The organism is Rhizobium sp. M1 (genome assembly GCF_002531805.1).
Classification (GTDB): Bacteria; Pseudomonadota; Alphaproteobacteria; order Rhizobiales; family Rhizobiaceae; genus Rhizobium; species Rhizobium etli_C.
Window position 1 is genome coordinate 1 of the sequence record NZ_NWSW01000034.1, and the last position, 22,324, is coordinate 22,324.

The window sequence follows — 22,324 nt, forward strand, 5'->3', positions numbered from 1 at the left end:
GCGCCCTTATAGTCAGCACCTTCAAAAGCCGCAAGCGGCAAATTCGATTTTTTTCAAAAAAATGACAGATATTTTCGCGGTCGCAGCATTGGATATTACCGCTGCCGAATCAACAGCTTGTATGGCTTGCCGGAAGCGCGGCAAACCAGGCTGACGTAACGTGACGCCGTTCCATGCGGGCGATATCAGATCGCTCTGGCGGTCGTCATGGGCGCGCGTTTGCCGCCGCAGCCCCAATTCCAGTCGCGGCTCTTGCCGGTGTCGAGATGGACGGAATCCGTGTGGCAATAGGTGCCGACGCCGCCGCGATCCGGCAAGGAGCGGATATAGGCGGCGATATCCCATTTCGACACGCCGTCGATCTGGATGTCGGCGGCCTCGCAGCTCTTGTGCATCGATTCGTCAGCGCCGCCGACCAGGCGGTTATGCTCTTCGTCGCGATAGCCTGAGGTGACGATGACGGGCCGGCCGAAGTGGTTTTCGACCGTTTTGATCACTTTCAACAGGTCGGGCTTGAAGCAGCCGACCTCGACATGATCGTTCTGGACGTGCAGCCCGTTCGGCGCGACACGCGTCATGCCGGGCAGAGCGGCCTTGTGCAGGAGGCCGGAGAGGCTGCCGAGCAGGTTCTGCTTCGGCGCGCTGTAGAGCGCGTTCGTCGTCGAGGCCGGAATGCCGCCTGTCGCCACCGAGGCGGTTTGCACGGGGAGAGGTTGCGTGCCAGAGTTCTCCGAGGATTGCTGCGGCAGCACCGGCGTCGCCGGCTGTGCGGGCACCGCAGGCTGGCTGTAGACGCTGCTTCTTGTCGGTGCCACGCCTTCCGTCGGCGCATAGGCTTGCGGCTGGATAATGGTGGACGTGCTGTTGTTTTGCGGCAGCGGCTGGTGATCCGAAAAGATGCTCATCGCCTGCGCGTTGATCCGTGTCGACTGCATGACCAGCCCGCCGATATTGGCAGGCGCTGCCATTGCCGGATCGGCCGGCGGAACCGTGGCATTCGAATCCGCTGCCACGCCCTGGGGCGCGGCCTGGGCGCCGGAGACGTTGACGAGCCGGGGGTCGGTATAGACCGAGCGTGGCGCAGATTTCGCGGGCGCTGTCGCGCCAAGCTGGGGCGCTGCGGCCGCCGTTGCCGGAACCACCGGAACCGCGGCGGCTGAGTCGAGCGCCTTCTTGTTCGACGCGCAGCCAGACAGCGCCAGCATCGACGTGGCGATCAGCAAAGCCCCCGTTACAGGCATCCGCATCTCATTGTTACGCAAGCGACCAGTCTCCAGTTGATGCGGAAAACGGCCGAAATCGCCATCTTCCGCGTCGAGTCAGCTGGAGATTGCCTGCAGGGCCGGGTCGCGGCAAGCGCCACGGCGCCGGCCGGATCCGAAATCGCAAAAGCCGCAAGCTTCGCAAAAGCCTTGCGGCGAAAACCCTTACCAGGCGCCGGTATTGCCCATGGAAGCCCAGGGTTCAGCGGCTGGAAGCGGGCTTCCCTTCTGCAGGATTTCGATCGAGATGCCGTCGGGCGAGCGCACGAAGGCCATGTTGCCGTCGCGCGGCGGCCGGTTGATAGTGATGCCGTTGTCCATCAGCTTCTGGCAGATTGCATAGATGTCGTCGACTTCATAGGCGAGATGGCCGAAGTTGCGTCCGCCGCTGTAATCCTCTGTATCCCAGTTGTAGGTAAGCTCGAGGCAGGGCGCTTTTTCGCTGCGCGCACGCTCGAGATCGTCGCGGGCAGCCAGGAAAACCAGGGTGAAACGGCCCTTCTCGTTTTCGTGGCGGCGAATCTCTTCTAGCCCGAACAGGGTGGTATAAAAGGCGAGCGAAGCGTCCAGGTCTCGGACTCGAACCATCGTATGAAGATAACGCATTCTATCTACTCCTTTATTGGGGCTGGCCCTTAACGGCAAGCCGTGGTCAGCTTCGGGCAAGTCAACATGATAAAATGTGCAGCTGGGAATAACCGAAAACTAGGACTTGCGCTTATCCGTTACCAAGATGTTAATCTTGATTTCAAGAATCAGTTAACCGTAACAGTGTGACGCGTATTCGAGGGGCTGGCGACTATGGCTGATAGGATTTCATCGAATGAATACACCGATCTCGACGAGCTGTCGTCAGAGACGGTCGATCTTGTTGAAATCACCGGGGTCGTCAAGTGGTTCGACGTCGCCAAGGGCTTCGGCTTCATCGTGCCGGACAATGGCATGCAGGATGTTCTCCTGCACGTGACCTGCCTGCGCCGCGACGGTTACCAGACGATCCTCGAGGGAACGCGCATAGTTGCCCTCATCCAGCGCCGCGAGCGCGGCTACCAGGCTTTCAAGATCCTTTCGATGGATCAATCGACCGCGGTTCATCCCTCGCAGCTGCCCCCGGTCCGCACCCATGTGCAGGTCACCGCCACCAGCGGGCTCGAGCGTGCGCTCGTCAAGTGGTTCAACCGCACCAAGGGCTTCGGCTTCCTGACGCGCGGCGAGGGCACGGAAGATATCTTCGTGCATATGGAAACGCTTCGCCGTTTCGGCCTCACCGAGCTGCGCCCCGGCCAGGTGGTTCTCGTCCGCTTCGGCGACGGCGAAAAGGGCCTGATGGCCGCAGAGATCCACCCCGATATTCCGAGCCCGGCCAGCCGGTCGCACTAAGATGCGGGGGCTCGTCCTTCATGCGATCAGAAGCGCCATCACGGCGCTTTTTTTCTTGGTCGCCCTGCCGGCCCTGGCTGAGGAGCCGATGCGGTTCGACAAGGAGCCGCTGCTCATCCAGACGGCCGCCGGCAAGACGCTGCATTTCACCGTCGAGGTCGCAGTGACCGCCGACCAGCGCGCCCATGGACTGATGTTTCGCAAGACGATGGCCGATGACGCCGGCATGATCTTCGATTTCGGCGAACCGCGGCGCGTCGCCATGTGGATGGAAAACACCATTCTGCCGCTCGACATGCTCTTTGCCGACAATTCCGGCACGATCCGCCACATCAAGGAAAACGCAACGCCCTATTCGCGCGACATCATCGATTCGATGAGCCCGGTGAAATACGTCGTTGAACTCAACGCCGGCATCGTCGGCAAATTGGGGATCAAGGTGGGCGACAGGATCATGAGCGCGACGACGACAAAGGCGAAGTGACGGCGCGCAAGCTCGTGCGCCCGCGGGCTGCTGCGTCGCGGCTATCAGGAAACTCGAGAATATCAGGATATTGAATGGTCGGAGTGGAGAGATTCGAACTCCCGACCCTCTGGTCCCAAACCAGATGCGCTACCAGACTGCGCTACACTCCGTGCCGTGATTGGCAGGGGGAATACACGGTTCACTTCGCCCTCGCAACCCATAAATCCGGCTCTGCGCGGAGATTTCTCACCGGGCCTGTGGATGCAATACGGAAAATCTCGAAAGGCCGTCAATTTGCCTGCAAGGCGCAACTGGACGTCGGCACGGTTCCGCCTTAGCCGCGGCCGAGCAGGCCGATATATTGGGCGTAGCTGATGGCGACATAGAAGAACGCGGTAATGCCGGCTCCTATCACAATGGCGTTGAACTCTGCCGAACGTCTCATCATGCGCGCAAATCCATGAAATTAATTGAGCTGTAAATAATGCCGGGGGCCGACCGCGGCAATCGGGTTGTGATCACAACATGAGACGATCGGTAATATTGCGCAACTCGGCCGGAATTCCTGCGCTTTGAGCGGCGGCTGAACACCTGGCGGAATATTCGTGGCTGCGGCGTTCGCCGAAATCCCCGTTTCCGTATGATCGCCTCATCACCGAGGCGGGAGGGCAGGGCGTCGCGCACTGCCTTTTTTCTTGAAAAAACGGGGATTCGCGGATAAGCAAAATTCATCTCTTCGCGTTATCCCTGGCGACGAAGCGAGGCCCGGCGACGGGATTGAGACCATGAAAGGCGGGCGCAGTCCCCGCATATTCGGAGATGCCGCAGTCATGCCTGCCAAGATCTATCGTCCTGCTAAGACCGCCATGCAGTCCGGCAAGGCCAAGACCCATCTCTGGGTGCTTGAATTCGATCAGGAGTCACCCCGCAAGATCGATCCGATCATGGGCTACACCTCCTCGGGCGATATGCGCCAGCAGGTAAAACTCACCTTCGAAACGCAGGCGCTTGCCGAAGCCTATGCCCAGCGCAACGGTATCGAATATCGCGTCATCGCCCCGAAGGACCCGGCGCGCCAGGTCGTGGCCTATCCGGATAATTTCCGCTATACCCGCACGCAGCCCTGGACGCATTGAGATTTCTCGTCCACATATGCCGCATCCGGTCGCGCTTCGTAAACGCGGCCAACAGACGGCCCCTTAGCTCAGCTGGATAGAGCACCTGCCTTCTAAGCAGGTTGTCGCAGGTTCGATTCCTGCAGGGGTCGCCATCATTTCAAAGAGTTAGCCGTCCTTCTTCTCTTCGGCCACCTACTACGAACATCTGATGGTTTTCGCAGAAGGGCTTCTAGCACTGATTTTGTCCGCGATGTATTGCCGGACCTTTTGCCCAACGGTGCTTCACTCGCATTCATGGGCATTTAACACAAAGCTCGAATGCCCGTCTTTGAATGTGTAATCATACAAGGCTGACGTAAATTCACCGGCCTTATTTGGGCTTCCAAAAGTTGCACGCCTCTTCGCCCAGCCCAGCCTTCATCACTTCCCCGCTAGCGGTGGGGACTGTGTCGCTCAGACGATAGAAGTTTACACGGCCCAACTTGGCCACTCGCCCATAAATGCAAACATTTTCCCCTCAGTCCGAAGCGCAGCCCTTCAATAGGTCGTCCCGGGTCCAGATTTTGGCATCAACATGCAGCTGCTCCCTCGTGGAAAAGCCCGTTCTGGACTGCGCCCGAAGGACGGATGTCCGGCCGTCACGGCAACATGGACGATCATCGACGACTACCGATGTTCCCGACGGGCCTCGCTTGACCTGATACGGTTTCGCTTGGCTGTGGCGCTCCCCCGAAAGCCGCTACCCGTATCACATGGACCCCACAGTGTTGTCCAGGCCGATGAGAGCGGGTTCGGCACGGCAACGGGGTGCGCGGGTAAAGATATCACTGTGGTTGCAAATTGCGAGTGAGATTGTAGACCGCACGCCCCGATCAAAAGCGATTGAGTTAACGCGCCTTTGGGTATGCCTTTCGCCAGTCGCCTTACCCCGACGAAAACCCGCTCTGCAGAAATCTTCAATCTAACGCGGGAAGGCACGAGACCGCTGCGGAATTATTGCTCGAGCTGATATCGCAACACCACGAACGCATTGCCACCTTGATCACCAGCAGCCTTCCGTTCGACGAATGCACGGCCCCGTATGGCGCCCGACCGGCGCTCTGCTCGATCGCGTCACCCGCCACGTCAACATCCGCGAGATGTACGACGACCGCTATCGCCTCGCGCAAAGCGGCACCGGAAAGGCCGGCCGACACCCGTCAAAAAAATTACAGCGCGCGGATGGGATCGCCGCTCGGGCTATGCCCTCCCAGCTTGCTCATCCACGCGCTGAAGTAAACCGAAGTTTGCGCGCCGTGTGGCGGATTTTACTCCGCCGTCGACATATTTCCGGATTGTTGGCACGATTGTTGCGGCGGTCGGACGACCGCCGCAACGGGTATCGTTACAGGAGAAAATCGCCTGCACCCAGCTGGACATGGCCCTTCAGCTGAATTTCGAAGTCATGAACACCGTCGCCGTTCAAATCGGCCTGGATAACGGTAGCGTCGTCCTGGTAGTGCCAAGCGAGCGCGCCAGCCTTCTTGTCGAACAAGGCATTCTCCTGCGCCTGGAAATGGAAGGTTGCATCGCCCTGCGCAGAGCCGTTCGCATCGATCGCCGAGACGTCGATCTTATCGGTGCCGTGCTGGAAGTCGGTGATGATGTCGCGGGCCCAGCCGGACCCGGTCTCCGTCGCTGTCTTGAACGCAAACGTATCCGAGCTGGTGCCACCGCTCATGAAGTCCCTTCCGGCACCACCAATGAGGACGTCCGAGCCGGCGCCGCCCTTCAGCACGTCATTGCCGCTGAGACCCTTGAAGGTCTCGTTGCCGCCGTTGGACTGACCGGTGTGTGGCAGGTAGTCGTTGCCATCGGTGCCGGTGTATACCTTCGTCGATGTGGTCGGCGTTGTCGGTTGGGTCGGCGCGGTCGGCGCTGTCGGAGCTGTCGGCGTGGTTGGCGCTGTCGGTTCCGTCGGCGTGGTTGGCGCTGTCGGTTCCGTCGGCGTGGTTGGCGCTGCCGGCTGCGTCGGCGTGGTCGGCGTTCCCGATACCGGGGCGGAGCCCGATTCGTAGGCGCCCATATCGATAGTTCCAACGACGCGAGCGTCGCCGTCCAGATCGGCCGAGTCGACGCCGTACTTGATGGTTCCGCTGTCGATCGCCGCCGAGCCCGAGGCGAGGTGGAAGTCGCCGTTCGCTGCATTCACGAAATGCGGGTCGATGCCGAGCTTGTTGCCGTTCGCCGCGCTCGGCGTCGCGTTGCCGCCGTCGGTCCTGACCGAGGCCTGGCCGGCCGTGCCGTTGAAGGTGATGTTGTTGGCCCAGACGGTGTTCTGGTTGGTGTAGCCGCCGTAGGACGTGTTATCGATCGCAGTGTTGTTCGAGTTGACCGATGGGTCCGCTACGGCGATGTTGTTGACCCAGGTGTTGTTGCTCGACTGCGCGTTGCTGAGTTCGCCGCGCCAGGTGCCGTCGTTCAGCGGGTCCTGATTGTTGTGGTATGCGGTGTTGTTCTGCACCGTGACGGAGTCGCTCCAGGCAACCTGAATGCCTTTGCCGCCGTTCTCGTAGACGAGGTTGTTCTCGACCAGGGTCTTGAACGTGTAGTTCGGATGACCGCTCGTCTGCGTGCTCTGGAAATCGTCGATGATGATACCGTTACCATCGGTGTGCGCACCCGTCTTCGTGACGTTGTCGTGCGAGATGTTGTCACGCACGATCGTCCGGTAGCCCTCCGTCGAGGTATCGCCGGTGATGTTCCGGTTCTGGTAGATCGAGATGCCCGAGTACCAGCCCGACGACGCATTGTTGTAGGTCTCGTTCCCTTCGATCCTGATGAAGTCAGAATAGTTGAACTGAACGCCCGACTCCCCACTGTCGTGCACCTTGTTGTTGAGAATTGAGACGTGGTGGACGTTGTTCCCTTCGATGCCGTCACCGTTGCCGCCCTTGATGTCGAAGCCATCGATTGTCACGTAGTTGGCGTTGACACTGATCCCGGTGTACGAGCCTGCGGGCGGCCGGATCAGTGCTGCGCCGGGCACTTCCGAGCGGAGCGTGATGTCGCCTGCTGCCGAGCCGTCCTTATCGAAGTTGATGCTCTCGTTGTAGGTCCCCGGCTTCACCACGACCTCGTCGCCTGGCTTAAGGTCCGCCCTCATCGCCTCACTGATCGTGCGAAAGGGAGAAGAGGCACTGCCGTTTCCGCCGCTGCTGGTCGTCGATACGTAGTATGTTGTCATAGTCCTGTTCCTCAACTCTGACGTTGCGTTTGTCAGTTAATATTTTTTAGCTAATCAGCCGTTACGGCGGGGGTTATAGGACGTCATCTTGGGAAAGTGCAACAGCATCTCGGCGGTAAGTACTTGAGAAGTATGGCCATATTGCTGCCATAATGTCTCGATCACTCGGGAGTTACATTTTGAAATATTTGCGGAATTTCGAGTATCTCAAATTGTGGCAGTATTTCTATCTCGCACACCGCGAATTATTCTTTCTGCAACTATAGCGACATGCACGGATTGAAAACATTACAAAAACTTGATGGGCGTGTGCGGATTTCCTCAGGCCAAAGGCGGAATCTGTATTTTTTGTGAATTTAACGATTTTAGGGCAATTTCGCCCTCAAAAGTGATACTTATCGACATGGTAAGGAGGGCATGATCGTAGAATCGCCCGCACCTCGAATTTCAAAATGAGCCCCCGATTAAGGGAATTGGCGATACGGCAATGGTCTCGTTTCTTGAGCCCGATGCAACGAGCGAGGTACTCGGAAAGCTGCCGCAGGCATGCCGCAAGGAACACCAACCACTCACTCGAGTGGGCTGAACCACGGCCCAGTTATCCGCAGAGCAGGCGATCTCTTTGGAGCGACCGTCAACATTGCAGCGCGAACCGCAGCACGCGCATCACTCGGTCAATTGCTAGCCGCGCAAACCCGTTGCCGACTGATGTCACAGGAGAAGTGCCAGGACAGACTAGGAGTTGGGACAAAGTCGAGAAGCAAAGATTTGCTCAAGGGACCGCTGCGGCAGTTGGTCTGTCGTCAGCAGGCCGACCCGGACGGAACGTCACGGTGACTTTCTTCGCGCGGATGAAACCATCCAGCCCGTAACAGGGGCGGAGCTCGATTTCGATGTCTTCCGGTCCTTTTGGAAGGGCATAGTAGCCAGCTCGACCGCGATCTGTTGCGTAGCGGAGGACGAGACCATTGATCACGTTCTGGTGGCTGAAGCCGTCCAACTGCAGGTCCATAATATCTTCGAAGGCGAAAGTGACGACTGCATGCTTGTCAAGGATGCAGTATCCATCTTGATCAACAGCATCGGTGCCGATCCAGCCGTGAATCGTCAACTCGCTGACCCCAGTGCGATTGAGCGAGAGGCTCAGAATTTCCGCGTCATGAAAGGTCGGCTTCTGGCCGAACCAGGCCAGCAGTTCCGGACCCCCTGCAATCTTCTCGTAGGCCATCTCTCACCTCACACGTCAGATTGGTGATGCCACACGATAGCAATCTCAGACGGTGTGACAATCGGCCCTCAGTGCATCGTGTCCGTCGCTTCTGGGCGGCGGCTTCGCTTCGGACGCGTTGTCGACGGCTTGCGAGCTTGAGGCCGCAAGCCGCCGCGCGATCTTGTTTAGCGACCTTGGAAAATTTTGATTATTTTGGGAGTAGGCCGTTGGCGTTTGATGTCAACGACGTCGTCATAGGTGGCGCGACCGGAAACGACCGCTGCGATAAAACGATCGCAACCAACGCGCACAGCGTCTTTGTCCGATGTGTTTGTCAAAATGCCGAGGTTGCGACTGGACTTTCCATCGAAGCCCCTCACGCAATCTTTGGTTGCTTCGTTTCTTGCTCTTGAGCTGCCCTGCAGCAATGTGACGTATGCATCATAGTCCTGGCGCGTCGGCACGCAGGCAGTCAGAAGTCCCATGGCAATTAATACTGTTATGGTACGAGCGCGCATTATTATTCTATTCCCTTATTACCCCAATGATCGGCGTCCGATGTTTATTTCGATTCGCGTGACACCGGAAAGACCCTGCGCGAAATCACTAGGATTTCGCTGGAGGTAGAAGCGATTTGCCAATTGCGCCGCAGCTGCGGCCGGAATTTCGGAAGGGTTATTATGATCGCATTCCCAGCTGTCGCGAGCTTAAGCTCTTCTCAGCGATCCAGGAAATGATCGAAGTAAACCTTGGGAATGGGGTAGGCGTAGACGCCGCGGTCGACGAAGCCGCGTCTGTAAAGGCAGTTTCTGAGCGCCGCATTGTAATGCAGGCTCTGTGGATTCGGCGAGCCGCGTTGCCATGAACCTGCTTCCGGAACGCACCAGCGGAGTGCCTTGTCGTATCGGGTCAGAAGGACCGGGTCGGTGTCGACCCGAACGCCGCTATAGGATTGATAGTTTGAAGGAGATTCTGCGGCCGAAATACAGCCCAGGCCAAGTGCAACGCCAACGACTGCCATCAATCTCATTGGATTTAATTCTCCCTTGATCGATCATCGAAGTAATCGAACGGGAGGTTATTTGTTTCAACGCCTGCGGGCAAGAGGGGCGCACTGTTAGGGCATGAAGCCGAAAAGTGTGAGCGATTTTCGGACGACATCATGCTCTAACTCTTTAATTTAGAACAGGATACTGCCGCCGCAGCGCGGCGGCAGTATCCCTCCTCTCGGTGGATCAATCCAGGAGATCGGCCGGTACCTTGCCGCCATTTTCCGAAAGCCGCTTCATCAGCGCCTTGTGCAGCCACATATTCATTTTTGCGGAATCGTTGGTGTCGCCGGTATAGCCGAGTTCGGCGGCGAGCTCCTTGCGCTCGGTCAGGCTCGCATCCATCCCGACGGCTTTCATCAGGTCGACGATCGAGTGACGCCAATCGAGTTTCTGGCCGCTCTTTTTGACAGCGGCGTCGAGGATAGGGACGATATCGACCGCGGCGGCTGTGGCTGGGGCGCTGGGCGGTTTGCTCTGAGCGGGGGAGGCCGTAGGCGCCGGACTGGGCGCTGCCGACGGCGAAACGGGAGCCTGGGCGGGCGGTGTCTTTGGCGCGCCGGCTGCGGCCGGTTCGGCTGCTTTTGCTTCTCCGAAGATTGCATGTTTGATTTTGTCGAAAATGCCCATCCTTGAATCTCCAGTTTCACTAAATGAGAACATGCTGAAACATGGAGTGCCGGACGGACTTATCCAGACAAGAGAGAAGCTATTTTCGCAGGTCCAATCGTCGGCAGAAAAATAAATTCCTCGGATAGCTGTACCCGATTTTTTTGAAGAGGTTCTGCGACAGGATGAAGATATGGAGTGCGACCGGAAGCTATAGTTTCGGTCGCCGCTGCAAATGTCTCAGGATATGCTCCGTTTTGGCGCAATCGGTCAGGAAATTCGTATTTCGATAACCGTAAAGATCATTGCCGGCGATTAAATCGGCCAGCTGTGCGACGTGCTGAAACATTCCGCATCCCACCACGTTGCCTTGCCACGGATCGCCTGCAGTCAGCAGGCGTCCAAATGATCGAAGGTACGCGCGTCCCTCGATTTTCAACTGCCGGAGAGATCGCCGGCGAATGAAAACGGAGGAAGAAACATGACCCATAATCATCACGGACTATCGCTTGCGGTGCTTGCGTCGACTTGCGCCCTCCTTGCCATGCCGGCAGGCAAGGCGCATGCGGTCGATGTCGGCGTGTCGGTGACTACAGGCAATGCCGTCAGCGCCGATGCCGGCGCGTCGCTCGGCGGAGGGAGCGGCATCGCTGCAGACGCCGATGCCTCCGTCGGCGGCTCAGACGGCATCAATGCCGATGTGAGTGCTGATGCCGGTGGCGGCAGTGGTCTCGACGCAGACGCCAATGCCCGGCTCGGCGGTTCCGATGGAATTGACGCCAATGCCACGGCTTCGATCGGACGCAGCAGCCGGGTCGATGCCAATCTCGCTCTCGGCGGGGCGGAGGAGCAAGGCGGCGAAAGGTCCGCGGCTTACGGCACTCTCAACACCTCCGAGGCGCGTATCGTGGAACTCTTCCGCAGCAGGCCCGTCGAAGAACAGCGCAAGATGCTCGTTCGTTGCGTCGATCTCTCCGCGTCAGGCGGTGGCGATTCCGGCCTTGCCGGTCTCTGCAGTCTGTTGCAGGCGACGGCCTCCCGCTGAACATGAAAGACCCGCCGAACCCAAAGGGCGCGGCGGATCCTAAACTTAGAGCATGTCTCGCAAAAGTGTGCAGCGGTTTTACGATAAAGACATGCGTAAAAACAAAGACCTAAGGCGTGGCAAGCGAATCTGAAAGATCGCGACGCGCTTTAGCATTCCGGTCAGTGCAGGATCTGGCTCAGGAACAGCTTGGTGCGTTCGTGCTGCGGATTGTCGAAGAATTCGGCCGGCGAATTCTGTTCGACGATCTGGCCCTGATCCATGAAGATGACGCGGTTGGCGACCTGGCGGGCAAAGCCCATTTCATGCGTGACGCAAAGCATGGTCATGCCTTCCTCGGCAAGCCCCACCATGGTGTCGAGCACTTCCTTGATCATCTCAGGATCGAGCGCCGAAGTCGGTTCGTCGAACAGCATGATCTTCGGGTTCATGCAGAGCGACCGGGCGATCGCCACGCGCTGCTGCTGACCACCGGAAAGCTGACCTGGATATTTGTTGGCCTGTTCGGGGATCTTGACGCGCTTCAGGAAGTGCATGGCAATCTCTTCCGCCTGCTTCTTCGGCATCTTGCGCACCCAGATCGGCGCCAGCGTGCAGTTTTCGAGGATCGTCAGGTGCGGGAAGAGGTTGAAGTGCTGGAACACCATGCCGACTTCGCGCCTGACTTCATCGATCTTCTTCAGATCGTTGGTGAGCTCGGTGCCGTCGACGATGATCTGGCCCTTCTGATGCTCTTCCAGGCGGTTGATGCAACGGATCATCGTCGATTTGCCGGAACCCGACGGCCCGGCGATGACGATGCGCTCGCCGCGCATGACCTTCAGGTTGATGTCGCGCAACACGTGGAAATCGCCGTACCACTTGTTCATGTTGATGATTTCGATCGCCACTTCCGTTGCGGAAACGGTGAGCTTTTTAGCTGGAGCTTCAGCCATGATTGTTTTCCCTCATTCTTATCGTTTGTGGCCGGTGTCGAGGTGACGTTCGACGAATGCTGAATAGCGCGACATGCCGAAGCAGAAAAGCCAGAAGGCGAAGCCGGCAAATATCAGTCCCGTCAGCGGCGTTACTGCGGTCGCCCAGTTCGGATCGACGAAGTTGAGGCGAACGATGCCGAGAAGGTCGAACATGCTGATAATCGAAACCAGCGAGGTGTCCTTGAACATGCCGATGAAGGTGTTGACGATGCCAGGGATCACCAGCTTGATTGCTTGCGGCATGATGACCAACCGCATCTTCTGCCAGTAGCCCAGCCCCAGCGAATCCGCTCCTTCGAACTGCCCCTTGGGAATGGCCTGGAGGCCGCCGCGTATGACTTCCGCCATATAGGCGGAGGCAAAGATCGATACGCCGATGATCGCGCGCAAGAGCTTGTCCACCGTCCAGCCGGCAGGCAGGAAAAGCGGCAGCATGACGCTCGCCATAAAGAGGACCGTAATCAGCGGCACGCCGCGGACGACCTCGATGAAGACGATGCAGACCGTGCGGATGACCGGCATTTGCGAGCGCCTTCCGAGCGCCAGGATGATGCCGAGCGGGAAGGAGACGGCGATGCCCACGAAGGAGAGCACCAGCGTCACCAGCAGCCCGCCCCAGAGCGGTGTCTCGACGATTTCCAGCCCGAATCCGCCGTAAAGCAGAAAGAAGGAAACGATCGGCAGCACGCCGAAGAGCAGGAGGGCGTTGATGCCCTTGCGTGGCGCCGAGGGGATGAGCATCGGCACCAGCAGAAGTACGAAAAGAATGCCGACCAGCGTCGGGCGCCAGCGCTCGTCGAGCGGATAACGGCCAAAAATGAATTGGTCGAATTTGGCGTTGACGAAGGCCCAGCATGCACCGTTCCAGCCATCCGGCTGGATGCCGCCCTGTACGGCAGTGGCGCAGAAGGTGCGGTCCGGGCCGGTCCAAACCGCCTGCACGAAGAGCCAGTCGATCGCGTGCAGGAGGGCCCAGCCGACGACGACCAGCGCCAGGATGGTAAGGACCATGTCCTTGGGTGTCGCAAGCAGGTTGCGACGAATCCAAGCGACCATGCCTTTTTCTCCTGGGGGAGGCGGCTCGGGCGCCAGTATGGCGGTTCTGACGAAACTGTTGCTCATCTTACCTCTCCACCAGCGCCATCTTGGCATTGAACCAGTTCATGAACAGCGAAGTCACGATACTGAGGCCGAGGTAAACGACCATCCAGATCAGGATTACCTCGACGGTCTGACCGGTCTGGTTCAGCGTCGTGCTGCCGACGGCGACGAGATCGGCAAAGCCGATGGCGATCGCGAGCGACGAGTTCTTGGTGAGGTTGAGATACTGGCTGCTCAGCGGCGGAATGATGATGCGGAAAGCCTGCGGAATAACCACAAGCCGGGTGATCGACGAAGGGTACAGACCGAGCGCGGCTGCCGCTTCCGTTTGCCCTTTCGCTACGCCGCGGATACCCGAGCGCACGATCTCGGCGATGAAGGCCGCGGTGTAGAAGGAAAGCGCCAGGAAAAGCGACATGAATTCGGGGCCGACCACGGAGCCGCCGCTCAGATTGAATTTGCCCGCAATCGGATAATCGAAGGAGAGCGGCGCTCCGGCAACCAGGAAGGCGAGCAGCGGCAGGCCGATAAGCAGGCCGAGCGAAGCCCAGATCGTGTGGAACGGCTGACCCGTCGCAGCCTGCCGGCGATGCGCCCAGCGCGCGGTTATGACAACGGCGACGATCGCGATCAGGAAGGCGACGCCGACGATCCAGAAACCTTCTCCAAAGATCGGTTTCGGGAACGAGAGACCGCGATTGTTGAGGAAGGAGCCGAACGGCAGCTGCAGCGATTCGCGCGCATTGGGCAAAATCGCCAGAACGCCCGAATACCAGAAGAAGATCACCAGCAGCGGCGGGATATTGCGGAAGACTTCGACATATACCGTGCAGAGCTTGGCGATCAGCCAGTTCCGCGACAGGCGGCCGATGCCGATGATGAAGCCGATGATGGTCGCGGTGATGATGCCGGTCACTGCGATCAGGATCGTGTTCAGAAGGCCGACGAGCAGCGCGCGTCCGTAGGTCGAATCGCTGGAATAGGCGATCAGCGATTGACCGACCTCAAAGCCGGCGCGGCTGTTCAGAAAACCGAAACCTGAAGCGATGTTGGCACGCGCCAGATTGACTGCCGTGTTGTGAGCAATCCACCAGATGAGGGTGACCAGCAACACGATGGTAAGAACTTGGAAGAAAATGCCCCGAATTTTCGGGTCGTAGAGGGCGGACTGGAAGCTCCAGCCGCTCCTAGGCAATGGTGCCGAATCCGCAACATGATGCGTCATGCCTGGCCAATTCCCCATGTTATGCGCTCCTTTTCGGAGCTTTTTTATAGGAGGAGGAAAGGCGGTTGCCCGCCTTTCCCGCTTTCATGCGTCGTGCCGATCAGCGAACCGGCGGAGCGTACTGGATGCCGCCCTTGTTCCACAGAGCATTGAGGCCGCGCGCAATCTTCAGCTGGCTGCCCTGGCCGACATTGCGCTCGAAGACTTCGCCGTAATTGCCGACGTTCTTGATGATGTTGTAGGCCCATTCATTGGTCAGGCCGAGATCGGTGCCGATCTTGGTGTCCGCCTCGACGCCGAGGAAGCGCTTGATATCAGGGTTCGGCGAGTTCTTCATGTCGTCGACATTGGCCTGGGTGATGCCGAACTCTTCAGCATTGATCAGCGCATAGCCAACCCAGCTGACGATATCGAACCACTGGTCGTCGCCCTGGCGAACGGCCGGGCCGAGCGGCTCCTTGGAAATGATTTCCGGCAGGATCGCATGCTCGTCGGGGTTCTTCAGCGTCAGGCGCAGCGAATAGAGACCGGACTGGTCGGTCGTGTAGACGTCGCAGCGGCCGGCGTCATAGGCCGCATTGACCTCATCCAGCTTTTCGAAAACAACAGGATTGTACTGGAGGTTGTTTGCCTTGAAGTAGTCGGCGAGGTTGAGCTCGGTGGTGGTGCCCGACTGTACGCAGACGGATGCGCCGGAAAGCTCGAGCGCCGACTTCACGTTCAGGCTCTTGCGGACCATGAAGCCCTGGCCGTCATAATAGTTGACGAAACGGAAGTTCAGGCCGAGAGCGGTGTCGCGGTTGATCGACCAGGTCGTGTTACGGGCCAGAACATCGACTTCGCCGGACTGAAGCGCCGGGAAACGGTTGGCGGCGCTGAGCGGGGTGAACTTCACCTTCGTGGGGTCGCCGAAGACGGCTGAAGCGACGGCCTTGCAGAAATCGACGTCGAAGCCGGCCCAATTGCCGGAAGCGTCGGGTGCAGCAAAGCCGGCCAGGCCGGTATTGACGCCGCATTGTACGAAACCCTTCGCCTTGACGTCACCGAGAGTGGTGGCCGAGGCTGCCGATGCGCCAAGTGCCAAAACCGCTGCGCCGATGGCGGCGGACAGGAGCTTATTCTTCATTTTCCCAACCTTTTTCCGTTGTCTTATCTTTATCTTGTGGGGAGTGCGCCTGAACGTTGCGTCGGCCTCCCCAAGCGTCTCGACACCCTCCCGGCGCGAGTGGGTCTATCACAGTCGCAAATGTCACTATGGTCAAGTGTCGCCATCAATAATTGCGGCAAAATTCAGAAATTTGGTCAATTGCGCCGCATTCATGGGCGGCTGGTCAGGAAATGGGCGTCCGATTGCGGAAAAATAACGCGAAAATCATACTTTTCGATGCGATCCGCCGCAAGGTCCCAGGGGTTGACCGGAGGCGGCGGGGCGTCCAAAAGTCTCGTTTTCGCGTCCCTTGCCAAAGGCTATTCCCGACATGAAAGACAAAGTCAGCTTGCTGCAGAATGCCGGCATCAACACCCGCCTGAGCCATATCGGCAACGATCCCTTCGACTATCACGGTTTCGTCAATCCGCCGGTCGTGCATGCCTCGACAGTGCTGTTTCCGAATGCCCGGACGATGGAGACGCGTTCGCAGAAATACACCTACGGGACCCGCGGCACGCCGACGACGGATGCGCTCTGCGAGGCGATCGACGCGCTCGAAGGTTCGGCCGGCACCATCCTCGTTCCCTCGGGGCTTGCGGCCGTCACCATTCCGTTCCTGGGTTTCGTCGCCGCCGGCGACCATGCTCTTGTCGTCGATTCGGTTTACGGTCCGACCCGCCATTTCTGCGACACGATGCTGAAGCGGCTCGGCGTCGAGGTGGAATATTACGACCCATCGATCGGCGCCGGCATAGAGGCGCTGTTCCGGCCGAACACGAAGATCGTGCACACCGAGGCTCCGGGCTCCAACACCTTCGAGATGCAGGATATTCCGGCGATCTCGGCGGTCGCCCACCGCCACGGCGCCGTCGTCATGATGGACAATACCTGGGCGACGCCGCTTTATTTCCGGCCGCTCGATCATGGCGTCGACATCTCCATCCACGCGGCGACGAAATATCCGTCCGGCCATTCCGACATTCTGCTCGGGACGGTGTCGGCCAATGCCGAGCATTGGGAGCGTCTGAAGGAGGCGAACGGGGTGCTCGGCATCTGCGGCGCACCCGATGATGCCTACCAGATCCTGCGCGGATTGCGCACCATGGGGCTGCGCCTCGAGCGTCATTATGAAAGCGCGCTTGCTATCGCCGAATGGCTGGAGGGCAGGGAGGATGTCGCGCGGGTGCTGCATCCGGCGCTGCCGAGCTTCCCCTCTCATCATCTCTGGAAGCGCGATTTCAAGGGGGCGAGCGGCATCTTTTCCTTCGTGCTTGCCGCCGATGGTCCCGAGCAGTCCAGGGCAAAGGCGCATGCCTTCCTCGATGCGCTGCGGATCTTCGGCCTCGGCTATTCCTGGGGCGGCTTCGAAAGCCTCGCTTTGCACGCCTATCTCAACGACCGCAGGGTCGCCAAGGCGCCGACCGACGGCGCGGTCATCCGCCTGCAGATCGGCATCGAAGATGCGGCCGACCTCAAGGCCGATATCGAGCGCGGGTTTGCGGCGGCAAGCGCCGTCTGAGGGCAGGCGTGGAGCGCCGCCGTCGCTTGCGGCACTCTATGGGCGCATAGCGCGATAGCCGTAGATCCAGTCGAGATCCGCCGCCAGGCTTTGCGGCGGCTTCAGCCCGAGCACGAGGTCGCGGCCGATCCGGATCGGCCCTCTCGCATGATAGGCAAACCGGTTGAAGGCGCCGCGCTGGCGAAGCTTGGCGATGCGCGGCGCGCGATGCCTTTCGAAATGCGCCAGCGCTTCGGCGACGGGACGATCCGAAAGAAACGCGGCAAGTTCGTAGGCATCTTCGATTGCCATCGCCGCTCCCTGGGCGGCAAAGGGCATCATCGCGTGAGCGGCGTCGCCGATCAGAACCGCCCTGCCGTCCTGCCACGCGCCTGATGTGGTTTCGAACAGCGGCCAGAAGGTCAGCTTCCGCTGCCTTTCGAGCAGCGAGACGATGGCCGCGTTCCAGCCGGCAAGACGCGATCGCAGCTGTGCGCGCTGCTCTGCCGTCGGCTCGCTTTGCCAGGCCTGCGGCGCAATGTTGCCGGCGGTGATTGCCACCATGTTGAAGCTGCCGGTCTCCTTCAGCGGATAGCTGACCAGATGCGCCGACCCGCCGAGGAAAGCGGAAACGCTTGTCCGCTCGAGGAAGCCGGGGGCTTCATCCTCGGCGATGGTGAAGCGGTAGGCGATATTGCCGGAAAAACGTGGCGAGGGGCTGCCCGCAATGGATTGCCGCAGCTTCGACCAGACGCCGTCGGCGCCGATGACGACATCGACCGGCCGTTCGGAAGGCGGCGGACCCGCTTCCATGCGCATGCCGAGACGAAGCCGGCAGAGCGGATCGGCTTCGACGGCGGCGAGCAGGGCTTTCTGCAACGTGGTGCGGTGCAGGACGCCATAAGGCGCGCCCCAGCGCTGCCGCGCGAATTTGCCTGCCGGCACTGCCGCAAGCTGGCGCAGAGAACTGCCCGAAATCAGTCGGATGCTCTCCGGTTCGAGCCAGATCTTGGAAAGCCCGTCGAGGATGCCGAGGTCGGCAAGAATGCGCGAGGCATTCGGCGAAAGCTGCAATCCGGCGCCGACTTCGGTGAGTTCGTCCGCCTGCTCGAAAATCTCCGAGCTGATGCCCCGGCGCGAAAGCGACAGCGCAGCGGTCAGCCCCGCAATTCCGGCGCCGATGATGGCGGCATGTTCGACCGGCATTGCCTGTCCGATCCGGATTCTGGTCGGGTTACGCCGCCTTCACATGGAAAACGCAGCCGGCCGGATTGGTCTGGCTGGGCTTGAGGGAAGAATTGAAGCGGTAGAGCGTCGAGCAGTAGGAGCAGACCTTCTCGTTATCGTCGCCCATGTCGATGAAGATGTGCGGGTGATCGAAGGGAGCCGAAGCGCCCGTGCACATGAATTCCTTGACGCCGACTTCGATGACGCGATGACCGCCGTCGTTCTGGAAGTGAGGAATGTTGTGGCCGGCCATGTCGCTCTCCGAATGCTTTGAAATTTGCGCGAACCTTATAAGCCTTCGCCGCAAATGTGTAGAGCCAAAGCGCCGCGGCAAGCACAGTTTTCAGCCACGGTTTTTGGCTTCACGCTGGCAGGCGGCTCGATTATGGTCGCGCCAAAAAGGAAGACCCGATGAACCTGAACACGCCAGTTTTTTCAAGCTTCACCCATGACGGATTGCGGCTCGTCTTTTTCGACGAAGGCGATCCCTCCGGTGTACCCGTCCTGTTGATTCACGGCTTTGCCTCGACGGCAAACGTCAACTGGGTGCATCCGGCCTGGCTGAAGACGCTCGGCGATGCCGGCTACCGGGTGATCGCCATCGACAATCGCGGCCATGGCGCGAGCGACAAGCCGCATGATGCCGAAGCCTATCGTCCATGGGTAATGGCCGCCGATGCGATCGCCTTGCTCGACCATCTCGGCATCGCCGAAGCCAACCTCATGGGGTATTCGATGGGCGCGCGCATTTCCGTCTTTGCCGCACTCGCCAATCCGCATCGCGTCCGCTCGCTGGTGCTCGGCGGCCTCGGCATCGGCATGACCGACGGCGTCGGCGACTGGGATCCGATTGCCGATGCGCTGCTGGCCCCGTCGCTGGACGTCGTGACGCATGGCCGCGGCCGCATGTTCCGCGCCTTCGCCGAACAGACGAAGAGCGATCGCACTGCGCTCGCCGCCTGCATTCGCGGCTCGCGCGATCTCGTCGCCCGCTCGGATATGGCCAAACTCGACATGCCGGCGCTGATCGGCGTCGGCACCAGGGACGATATCGCCGGCTCGCCGCAGCAGCTGGCGGCACTGATGCCCGAGGCCGAGGCGCTCGATATTCCCGGCCGCGATCATATGCTCGCCGTCGGCGATAAGGTTTTCAAGCAGGCGGTGCTGGCCTTCTATGCAAGGGTCGGCGAGGGCTGACATCATCGTGATGCCGAAAAGCCGTTCTAAAAAACCATGGTGACGGCACCCATTTATGTTATGGGCGTTTTCCACTATATACTGGCATTGCGAAAACGGCATTCCTGTTGGTAACGAGGAGAGCGGCGATGGTCGCCAAGACAGACATTCGTGCTTTTGAAACAGGCCATCCATTGAAGGTGATGGATCCCATCTGGGACAGCCTGCGCGAGGAAGCCCGCACTGCCGCCGAAACGGATCCGGTTCTCGCCGCCTTTCTCTATTCGACGGTGATCAACCACCGTTCGCTCGAAGAATGCGTCATTCACCGCATCTGCGAACGCCTCGATCACCCCGACATGCAGGCGATCCTCCTGCGCCAGACCTTCGAGGAAATGCTCGCCGATTGGCCGGAATGGAGCTCGATCCTGCGCGTCGATATCCAGGCGGTCTATGACCGCGATCCCGCTTGCCTGCGCTTCATGGAGGCGGTGCTCTATTTCAAGGGTTTCCATGCGCTGCAGACGCATCGTCTGGCCCATTGGCTGCTGAACCGCGGCAGGCGTGACTTCGCCCTCTATCTGCAAAGCCGCTCCTCCAGCGTCTTCCAGACCGATATCAATCCGGCCGCCCGTATCGGCAAGGGCATCTTCCTCGATCATGCCACCGGCCTCGTGATCGGCGAAACGGCTGTTGTCGGCGACAATGTCTCGATCCTGCATGGTGTCACGCTCGGCGGCACCGGCAAGGAGGGTGCCGACCGCCATCCGAAGATCGGCAGCGGCGTCATGATCGGCGCCGGCGCGAAGATCCTCGGCAACATCGAAATCGGCTTCTGCTCGCGCGTCGCCGCCGGTTCCGTCGTGCTCAAGGCGGTGCCGCCGAAGAAGACGGTCGCCGGCGTGCCGGCCAAGGTCGTCGGCGAGGCCGGTTGTTCCGAACCGTCGCGCAACATGGACCAGGTGATCGGCGCCGATATCTGAGCGCCTGTTGGAAAAAGGATAGGAAAAGCCGGCAGGAACCGAGCGGGGGACAGCCACTGCCCAAGCGGCAGCCCGCCTTTACACCGCTGCTTTTCCTGTGCAAGAAGCGGCCAATCAAGACCGCTTACGGAGATGACAGAGTGAAGCCTGAAGAAATCAAGAAGCTCGACGCCTATTTCAAGCGCATGTTCAACCCGCAGATGATCGTCAAGGCGCGTCCGCGCAAGAATGATTCTGCGGAAGTCTATCTCGGCGAAGAATTTCTGGGCGTCGTCTATATCGATGACGAGGACGGCGACCGCTCCTACAACTTTTCGATGGCGATCCTCGACGTCGATCTTTGATCGCGCTCGAAAGTTTCAAGAGGACCGGGCGGCGCGATCCGCCCGGTTTTTTTGTTTTTTTGCTTCTCAAGCAAATTTTTTTTAAAATCTCCGGTTGTGGCCATCTGATATATATTAGCAAAATCAGTTAAAGACGTACGTGCCCCGGCCCGCGGCCTTTGTTTTATTGTTGTCATGCAACCTCTGGGTTGTTTTGCGCTGCACAAGACTACTTGACTATTTGTGCATCGCAGCTACCCTGTCGCCATCCCACAGCCCAACGGAGGACGGTCATGTTCAACTTTGACGATGCAAACAAGAAGAGCAAGGAAGCCGTCGATACGGCGCTGAAAACCTATTCCGATACGGCGAGGGGCTTTCAGGCAATCGCCGCCGAAGCTGCTGAATATTCGAAGAAGTCCTTTCAGGATGCGGTGACGCATTTCGAAACGCTGGCCGGCGCCAAGAGCTTCGAGGCCGTGTTCGAACTGCAGACCAGCTACGTCAAGTCCAGCTATGAGAACTTCGTTTCCGAAGCCACCAAGCTCGGCGAAATGTACGCCGATCTCGCCAAGTCCGCCTACAAGCCTTACGAGGCTCCGATCGCCGCTGCCGTCGCCAAGACGGGCAGGCAGGCGCCGCCGGCAACGCCTGCCGCTGCATGAGTTGATTGCCACGGCGCAACCTGCGCGACATATTGAAATACCGGGGCCGGCTACGCATCTGTAGCCGGTCTTTTTTTGTTTCCACTTTCGCCACAGCGTCCGCTTGGATCGGCCCGGGGACTTTTTTAGTCTTTCCCGTGCATGCCGGCATTTCTTGATTGCAGTGTCTGACAGGGGGCTTAAAATCGGCCTATTATGAACTAAGTTAGTGTTTCAGATATTCGGCGGGAAAAGCACCCTCCCATGCTCCGCCGGATTGATCGAGGAATGAATGACAATGATCGCAAAGCCGATCCGGATGCAGAACGACAGCGAAAGGAACGGGGACAACGGAAATCGCGGAACCTCGGTCATCACACGCACGAAGCCGAAGACCAAGAAGCCCAACCTCTATCGCGTGCTGCTTCTGAATGACGACTACACGCCTATGGAATTCGTCATTCACATTCTGGAGCGTTTTTTTCAGAAGGATCGTGAAAGTGCCACCCGCATCATGCTCCATGTCCACAATCACGGCGTCGGCGAATGCGGAATATTCACATACGAGGTAGCGGAAACGAAGGTCAGCCAGGTGATGGACTTCGCCCGGCAGCACCAGCATCCGCTGCAATGCGTCATGGAAAAGAAGTGAGGA

23 protein-coding genes, 2 tRNA genes and 1 pseudogene are annotated in these 22,324 nt (G+C 59.2%); 12 read left to right on the forward strand and 14 right to left on the reverse strand.

The window, feature by feature from the left end:
* Positions 1-185: 185 nt before the first annotated feature.
* Positions 186-1,262: a D-Ala-D-Ala carboxypeptidase family metallohydrolase gene (locus tag CO655_RS26500; protein ID WP_097607076.1), complete on the reverse strand. Its 1,077-nt coding sequence runs from the start codon at positions 1,260-1,262 to the stop codon at positions 186-188.
* Positions 1,263-1,427: 165 nt separating this feature from the next.
* Positions 1,428-1,868, reverse strand: a complete 441-nt coding sequence (gene gloA / locus CO655_RS26505; protein WP_064683557.1) for a lactoylglutathione lyase — start codon at positions 1,866-1,868, stop codon at positions 1,428-1,430.
* A gap of 195 nt (positions 1,869-2,063) precedes the next feature.
* On the opposite strand from gloA, the gene CO655_RS26510 reads away from it, so the two are divergent.
* Both CO655_RS26510 and CO655_RS26515 read left to right on the forward strand, forming a co-directional pair.
* Entirely contained in the window at positions 2,064-2,642 is a 579-nt protein-coding gene (locus tag CO655_RS26510; protein WP_004675946.1) for a cold-shock protein, read from the forward strand.
* Between the two features lies 1 nt (position 2,643).
* Complete coding sequence (locus tag CO655_RS26515; protein WP_097607077.1) at positions 2,644-3,126, forward strand: DUF192 domain-containing protein; 483 nt, start codon at positions 2,644-2,646, stop codon at positions 3,124-3,126.
* A 75-nt stretch (positions 3,127-3,201) separates the two neighbouring features.
* Here CO655_RS26515 and CO655_RS26520 read toward each other — a convergent pair.
* Positions 3,202-3,278: transfer RNA gene (locus CO655_RS26520), tRNA-Pro, on the reverse strand.
* 660 nt (positions 3,279-3,938) lie between these two features.
* Between CO655_RS26520 and CO655_RS26525 the strand changes: the two genes are divergently transcribed.
* The 3 genes and pseudogenes from CO655_RS26525 to CO655_RS34405 all read left to right on the forward strand — a co-directional run.
* Positions 3,939-4,244 (forward strand): ETC complex I subunit, encoded by a 306-nt coding sequence (locus CO655_RS26525; protein WP_010004800.1) that lies wholly within the window; start codon positions 3,939-3,941, stop codon positions 4,242-4,244.
* Positions 4,245-4,301: 57 nt separating this feature from the next.
* A tRNA-Arg gene (locus CO655_RS26530) sits at positions 4,302-4,378 on the forward strand.
* A gap of 826 nt (positions 4,379-5,204) precedes the next feature.
* Positions 5,205-5,398, forward strand: a pseudogene (locus tag CO655_RS34405) (ATP-binding protein); the annotation flags it as partial.
* A gap of 212 nt (positions 5,399-5,610) precedes the next feature.
* Here the strand turns inward: CO655_RS34405 and CO655_RS26535 are convergent.
* The 5 genes from CO655_RS26535 to CO655_RS26560 all read right to left on the reverse strand — a co-directional run bounded on the left by CO655_RS26535 (position 5,611) and on the right by CO655_RS26560 (position 10,341).
* Positions 5,611-7,452, reverse strand: coding sequence for a right-handed parallel beta-helix repeat-containing protein (locus CO655_RS26535; RefSeq protein WP_097607078.1), 1,842 nt, complete (start codon positions 7,450-7,452; stop codon positions 5,611-5,613).
* A gap of 772 nt (positions 7,453-8,224) precedes the next feature.
* Entirely contained in the window at positions 8,225-8,680 is a 456-nt protein-coding gene (locus tag CO655_RS26545; RefSeq protein ID WP_097667393.1) for an Imm50 family immunity protein, read from the reverse strand.
* 167 nt (positions 8,681-8,847) lie between these two features.
* Positions 8,848-9,180: a hypothetical protein gene (locus tag CO655_RS26550; protein ID WP_097607080.1), complete on the reverse strand. Its 333-nt coding sequence runs from the start codon at positions 9,178-9,180 to the stop codon at positions 8,848-8,850.
* A 200-nt stretch (positions 9,181-9,380) separates the two neighbouring features.
* The gene (locus CO655_RS26555; RefSeq protein ID WP_097607081.1) at positions 9,381-9,692 is read right to left on the reverse strand and encodes a hypothetical protein; all 312 of its coding nucleotides are present in this window, start codon (positions 9,690-9,692) and stop codon (positions 9,381-9,383) included.
* A gap of 205 nt (positions 9,693-9,897) precedes the next feature.
* Entirely contained in the window at positions 9,898-10,341 is a 444-nt protein-coding gene (locus CO655_RS26560) for a DUF3597 domain-containing protein (RefSeq protein WP_097607082.1), read from the reverse strand.
* A 460-nt stretch (positions 10,342-10,801) separates the two neighbouring features.
* Here CO655_RS26560 and CO655_RS26565 point away from each other — a divergent pair, with 460 nt between their 5' ends.
* A complete protein-coding gene (locus tag CO655_RS26565; protein WP_097667394.1) occupies positions 10,802-11,365 on the forward strand; it encodes a hypothetical protein in 564 nt (187 codons plus the stop codon).
* A gap of 161 nt (positions 11,366-11,526) precedes the next feature.
* On the opposite strand, the gene CO655_RS26570 is transcribed toward CO655_RS26565, so the two are convergent.
* The 4 genes from CO655_RS26570 to CO655_RS26585 all read right to left on the reverse strand — a co-directional run bounded on the left by CO655_RS26570 (position 11,527) and on the right by CO655_RS26585 (position 15,794).
* Entirely contained in the window at positions 11,527-12,300 is a 774-nt protein-coding gene (locus CO655_RS26570; RefSeq protein ID WP_038688615.1) for an amino acid ABC transporter ATP-binding protein, read from the reverse strand.
* Between the two features lie 18 nt (positions 12,301-12,318).
* A complete protein-coding gene (locus CO655_RS26575) occupies positions 12,319-13,464 on the reverse strand; it encodes an amino acid ABC transporter permease (protein ID WP_097607085.1) in 1,146 nt (381 codons plus the stop codon).
* A gap of 1 nt (position 13,465) precedes the next feature.
* On the reverse strand, positions 13,466-14,668 hold the full coding sequence (locus CO655_RS26580) for an amino acid ABC transporter permease (protein ID WP_097607086.1): 1,203 nt from the start codon (positions 14,666-14,668) through the stop codon (positions 13,466-13,468).
* A gap of 100 nt (positions 14,669-14,768) precedes the next feature.
* Entirely contained in the window at positions 14,769-15,794 is a 1,026-nt protein-coding gene (locus tag CO655_RS26585; RefSeq protein WP_097607087.1) for an amino acid ABC transporter substrate-binding protein, read from the reverse strand.
* A 352-nt stretch (positions 15,795-16,146) separates the two neighbouring features.
* On the opposite strand from CO655_RS26585, the gene CO655_RS26590 reads away from it, so the two are divergent.
* Positions 16,147-17,337 carry a cystathionine beta-lyase gene (locus tag CO655_RS26590; RefSeq protein ID WP_010030120.1) on the forward strand — a complete coding sequence of 397 codons (1,191 nt, stop codon included), beginning with the start codon at positions 16,147-16,149 and terminating at the stop codon, positions 17,335-17,337.
* A gap of 36 nt (positions 17,338-17,373) precedes the next feature.
* On the opposite strand, the gene CO655_RS26595 is transcribed toward CO655_RS26590, so the two are convergent.
* Entirely contained in the window at positions 17,374-18,522 is a 1,149-nt protein-coding gene (locus CO655_RS26595) for an FAD-dependent monooxygenase (protein ID WP_010030119.1), read from the reverse strand.
* A gap of 28 nt (positions 18,523-18,550) precedes the next feature.
* A complete protein-coding gene (locus CO655_RS26600) occupies positions 18,551-18,796 on the reverse strand; it encodes a zinc-finger domain-containing protein (RefSeq protein WP_008526950.1) in 246 nt (81 codons plus the stop codon).
* A gap of 158 nt (positions 18,797-18,954) precedes the next feature.
* Between CO655_RS26600 and CO655_RS26605 the strand changes: the two genes are divergently transcribed.
* From CO655_RS26605 to clpS, 5 genes are all read left to right on the forward strand, one after another.
* Positions 18,955-19,740, forward strand: coding sequence for an alpha/beta fold hydrolase (locus CO655_RS26605; RefSeq protein WP_097607088.1), 786 nt, complete (start codon positions 18,955-18,957; stop codon positions 19,738-19,740).
* A 128-nt stretch (positions 19,741-19,868) separates the two neighbouring features.
* Positions 19,869-20,702 carry a serine O-acetyltransferase gene (cysE, locus tag CO655_RS26610; protein WP_004675925.1) on the forward strand — a complete coding sequence of 278 codons (834 nt, stop codon included), beginning with the start codon at positions 19,869-19,871 and terminating at the stop codon, positions 20,700-20,702.
* 140 nt (positions 20,703-20,842) lie between these two features.
* Positions 20,843-21,046 carry a DUF3126 family protein gene (locus CO655_RS26615; protein WP_038688627.1) on the forward strand — a complete coding sequence of 68 codons (204 nt, stop codon included), beginning with the start codon at positions 20,843-20,845 and terminating at the stop codon, positions 21,044-21,046.
* 272 nt (positions 21,047-21,318) lie between these two features.
* On the forward strand, positions 21,319-21,690 hold the full coding sequence (locus CO655_RS26620) for a phasin family protein (protein ID WP_097607089.1): 372 nt from the start codon (positions 21,319-21,321) through the stop codon (positions 21,688-21,690).
* 277 nt (positions 21,691-21,967) lie between these two features.
* The gene (clpS, locus tag CO655_RS26625; protein ID WP_008526939.1) at positions 21,968-22,321 is read left to right on the forward strand and encodes an ATP-dependent Clp protease adapter ClpS; all 354 of its coding nucleotides are present in this window, start codon (positions 21,968-21,970) and stop codon (positions 22,319-22,321) included.
* Positions 22,322-22,324 lie beyond the last annotated feature (3 nt).